5 protein-coding genes are annotated in these 3,514 nt (G+C 67.6%); 3 read left to right on the plus strand and 2 right to left on the minus strand.

Annotated features, from left to right (window positions below):
• The coding region (locus tag ACFE7F_RS15695; protein ID WP_375404783.1) for a toxic anion resistance protein at nucleotides 1-749 on the minus strand (749 nt) is incomplete at its 3' end.
• 144 nt (nucleotides 750-893) lie between these two features.
• On the opposite strand from ACFE7F_RS15695, the gene ACFE7F_RS15700 reads away from it, so the two are divergent.
• Together ACFE7F_RS15700 and ACFE7F_RS15705 are read left to right on the plus strand one after the other, a co-directional pair.
• Complete coding sequence (locus ACFE7F_RS15700; protein ID WP_375404787.1) at nucleotides 894-1,151, plus strand: antitoxin; 258 nt, start codon at nucleotides 894-896, stop codon at nucleotides 1,149-1,151.
• A 65-nt stretch (nucleotides 1,152-1,216) separates the two neighbouring features.
• Nucleotides 1,217-1,540: a PIN domain-containing protein gene (locus ACFE7F_RS15705; RefSeq protein WP_375404784.1), complete on the plus strand. Its 324-nt coding sequence runs from the start codon at nucleotides 1,217-1,219 to the stop codon at nucleotides 1,538-1,540.
• Nucleotides 1,541-1,558: 18 nt separating this feature from the next.
• Here ACFE7F_RS15705 and ACFE7F_RS15710 read toward each other — a convergent pair whose 3' ends face one another.
• On the minus strand, nucleotides 1,559-2,653 hold the full coding sequence (locus tag ACFE7F_RS15710; RefSeq protein ID WP_375404785.1) for an alpha/beta hydrolase: 1,095 nt from the start codon (nucleotides 2,651-2,653) through the stop codon (nucleotides 1,559-1,561).
• A gap of 272 nt (nucleotides 2,654-2,925) precedes the next feature.
• Here ACFE7F_RS15710 and ACFE7F_RS15715 point away from each other — a divergent pair, with 272 nt between their 5' ends.
• A complete protein-coding gene (locus tag ACFE7F_RS15715; RefSeq protein ID WP_375404786.1) occupies nucleotides 2,926-3,357 on the plus strand; it encodes a DUF4142 domain-containing protein in 432 nt (143 codons plus the stop codon).
• Nucleotides 3,358-3,514: the final 157 nt, after the last annotated feature.

Raw genomic sequence — 3,514 nt, forward strand, 5'->3', positions numbered from 1 at the left:
AGATAGCCCTGCACCGTCACCGCCATCTGCGTCAGCAGGTCCTGCGTGCGCTGGCGCGTATAGAACAGCGCGGTCTCGCGGATCGCCTTGGCCTTGGCCGGGTCGGTGTGGTCGAGCTCGCCCGCCTTGTCCTCGAGCTTCCCGTCCATCGCCTTGGACAGGTGGATCATCTGCTCGAGCCGCCCCATCGCCGTCCACAGATTAGCGCGTTCCGTGTCGATCGCGGCGTTGTCCATCAGCAACTCGTCCTTGCCGGAGCTGAGCGACTTCAGGATCGCGGCGATGTGCGTCTGCGACGATTTGTAGCTGTCGAAATAGTCGCGCATCTTGTTGCCGAACGGGATCATCCCGAACAGCTTCTTGGGCGAAGTGAGCGAGCCGCGCTTGCCCGGATCGAGATCCTCGACGACGCGGCGGAGTTGGGCCAGGTCGTTGCCCACCCCCGTCTCCTTGTCCATCGCGCGGATCGGGCGGTCGAGGAACCGGTTCGACTGCCCCGCCGCCTCGCGTATCTCCTTGGCCCCCATCGCGGTGATCGCGTCGACGCGCCGCCCGAACTCGGGCGAGTTCACGTCCTGCGCGACCAGGTCGGCGACGAAGCCCTCGACGCGCTCGTCGAGCTTCGACCGGACGCCCGCCTCGACCGGCACCAGCCCCGCCGCCTTGTCCGCGCTCACGACCGGCACGGGGTCGGGCGGGGTCAGCACCAGCTCCGTGTCGACGGTCGGCGTCTGGGTCGCGGTGGCCATACTCGAACTCCGGCGGGTGGAGCGGCGACTCTGACGGGGATCAGACGGGGGTTCAAGTGTATTATACGTCCGGTACACCGAATGCTGGCGAGCGCCGGATACCGGTGCTACATATCATCGCGTGGGAGATACGTGGTGAACGACATGACGCGGATCGACGATGTGGCCAAACTGTTCTGGACGGGCCGGAGCCAGGCGGTGCGTCTGCCCAAGGCCTACCGGTTCGACGGCAAGGAGGTCCGCATCAGCCGCGAGGGAAACCGGGTGATCCTCCAGGCGGTCGAGGAGGATGGGTGGGCGTGGATCAGGCGACTCAGGAAGTTCGATGACGACGCGGCTGCCGCCGCGCTCGACCGTCCCGGGCCCGAGACGATGCCCGATGGCCCGAGCTTCGATAATTGAGCTACCTCCTGGACAGCAACGTCGTCATCGCTTTGCTTGCGAACCAGTAGCCGATCACGACTAAGGTGGAGAAGCGGGCCGCATCCGTCGAGCTGTCCACGGTCGGCATGCACGAGCTGCTCTACGGCGCGTATTGCAGCGCTCGCGTCGAGGATAATCTGGAACGGCTGCTCGACCTGCGTTTTTCAATTCTGCCGTTCGATTTGGACGACGCCCGCGCCGCCGGCGAAATCCGCGCGGTGCCTCGCAAGGCCGGGACGCCGATCGGTCCCTACGACGTCCTCATCGCCGGGCAGGCGCTTGCGCGCGACCTCGTCCTCGTCACGGCCAACACGCGCGAGTTCGCCCGAGTGGCAGGTCTAAGGCTGGAGGACTGGACCCGCGAATGAGTCCAGCCCTTCAATCAGTCACCGCCCGAACGCGACCCGCAGCTGCTGCCCGGCATAGGCCTGGGCCTGCTTGGCCTCCGCGATCACCGGGTCCGCGCCGAAGAACTCGTGCGTGACGCGGGGATACTCGCGGCGGTTCACGCGGACGCCCGCCTGGCGGAGCTTGGCCTCCAGCATCTCGCCCTCCGAGCGGAGCGGGTCGATCTGCGCGGCGACGATCGTCACCGGGGGCAGCCCGCGCAGGTTGGCCATGACAAGGTTCAGGCGCGGGTCCATCGCGTCGGCGGGGCTGCGCGCCAGATGGTGCACGAACCAGCCGACCGTCGCGCGGCCGAGCGGCATCGCTTGCGCATTCTCGCGGTAGGACGGCGTATTCAGGTCGGTGCCCGCGACCGGATAGACCGCCAGGATCGCGACGGGAGCCTGGACCCCGCCGTCGCGCGCCGCCATCGCGGTGGCGATCGCCAGATTGCCGCCCGCGCTCTCGCCCGCCAGCGCGATCTTGGCCGGGTCCGCGCCGAGCGACCGCGCGTTGGCGATCGCCCAGCGATAGGAGGCGAGCGCGTCGTCATGCTGCGCAGGGAACTTGGCTTCCGGAGCCAGACGATAGTCGACCGACACGACGATCGCACCGGTATCGCGCGCCAGCGCCCGCGCGCCGCCGTCATAGACCTCGCTCGACGCAACGACCCAGCCGCCGCCGTGGTAATAGACGATCATGGGCGCGTTCGGACGAACGCTCGCGGGCCGATAGAGCTTGGCGTGGAGCTGGCCCGCCGCGCCGCGCACCTGGATGTCGCTGGCGGTCACGCCGGGGGGCGGGGTCGTGGGCTTGCCCTGCTGGCGGAGCACCATCTTGACCCCGTCGGCGAAGCTCGGCTCGCGCCGCGCCTCGGGCGGGGTCAGGACGTGGTAGGGTCGCATGTTCGCCGCCGTCAGCGCGTCGATGACCGCCTGGTTCGACGCGACCGGCTTTACGCCGCTGGCGGGAATGCCCGGCTGGCCCATCGGCGCGTTGGTGCCCCGCATCTGCGCGACGCCGGTCCCGCCTAAAGCGAACAGCGCCGTGCCCGCGAGGGTGCCTGCGACGCGACGACCGTTGATGTTGTGCATGCGATCTTCTCCGTCGCGAACCAAGCGTTCACGTGAAATCCAAGTCGGAACGGGCCGAGCTGTGTAGAGTTCCGGACCGGAATACTTGATTTCACATCAAGATGGTGTCGGAACTTGCGTAACGTTCGCGCGCTTGCCGGTAGTAGTTCAGCCATAATGATCGGAATTCAACTATGATAAGATCAGCTCTTCTCTCTGCCGCCGCGTTTCTCGTCGCCACCGCACCAGTTTCCGCCCAGGTACAGCCTCTGCCCGTTCCAGCGCCCGCGAAGATGCAGGCCGTGCCGTTCCTGATGGAGGCGGGACAGTCGGACACCTTCGAGATCAGTTCCAGCCAGGTCGCGCTCAAGAAGTCGCGCGATCCGCAGGTCCGCCGCTACGCGACCATGATGATCGACCATCACACCGGCACGACCAACCAGGCGCTCGCCGCCGCCAAGGCGGGCGGCGTGACCCCGCCGCCGCCGTTCCTGACGGCGCCCTACCGCGAGATGATCGCCGAGTTGAACGCGGCCGCCCCGGTCGACTTCGACCGGATCTACCTCGGTCAGCAGGTCCCGTCGCACCGCGGCGCGCTCGAGCTGCAGACCGCCTACGCGGCGCAGGGCGACGTGCCTCCCTTACGCGCGACCGCCAAGGCGGCGGTGCCGATCGTTCGGCAGCATCTGACGGACGCCGAGCGCATGATGGTGCGGATGCGCTGAGCGTTACCGTCCGTTTCCCGCCTGAATGGAAGGTCCGGCGACGCCCTTTCCGCATCGCGGCATTTCCGCTATGCGCGCCGCCGACCCCATTCAGGACATCCGCATGAACCTCCGCAACGTGGCGATCATCGCCCACGTCGACCATGGCAAGACCACG

It is taken from the genome of uncultured Sphingomonas sp., from assembly GCF_964235535.1.
Lineage (GTDB): Bacteria > Pseudomonadota > Alphaproteobacteria > Sphingomonadales > Sphingomonadaceae > Sphingomonas.

Bases quoted from the DNA above. Each gene is read 5' to 3' on its own strand.
- ACFE7F_RS15700 (WP_375404787.1), top strand. From the start codon at position 894: ATGACGCGGATCGACGATGTGGCCAAACTGTTCTGGACGGGCCGGAGC.
- ACFE7F_RS15710 (WP_375404785.1), bottom strand. From the start codon at position 2,653: ATGCACAACATCAACGGTCGTCGCGTCGCAGGCACCCTCGCGGGCACG.
- ACFE7F_RS15715 (WP_375404786.1), top strand. From the start codon at position 2,926: ATGCAGGCCGTGCCGTTCCTGATGGAGGCGGGACAGTCGGACACCTTC.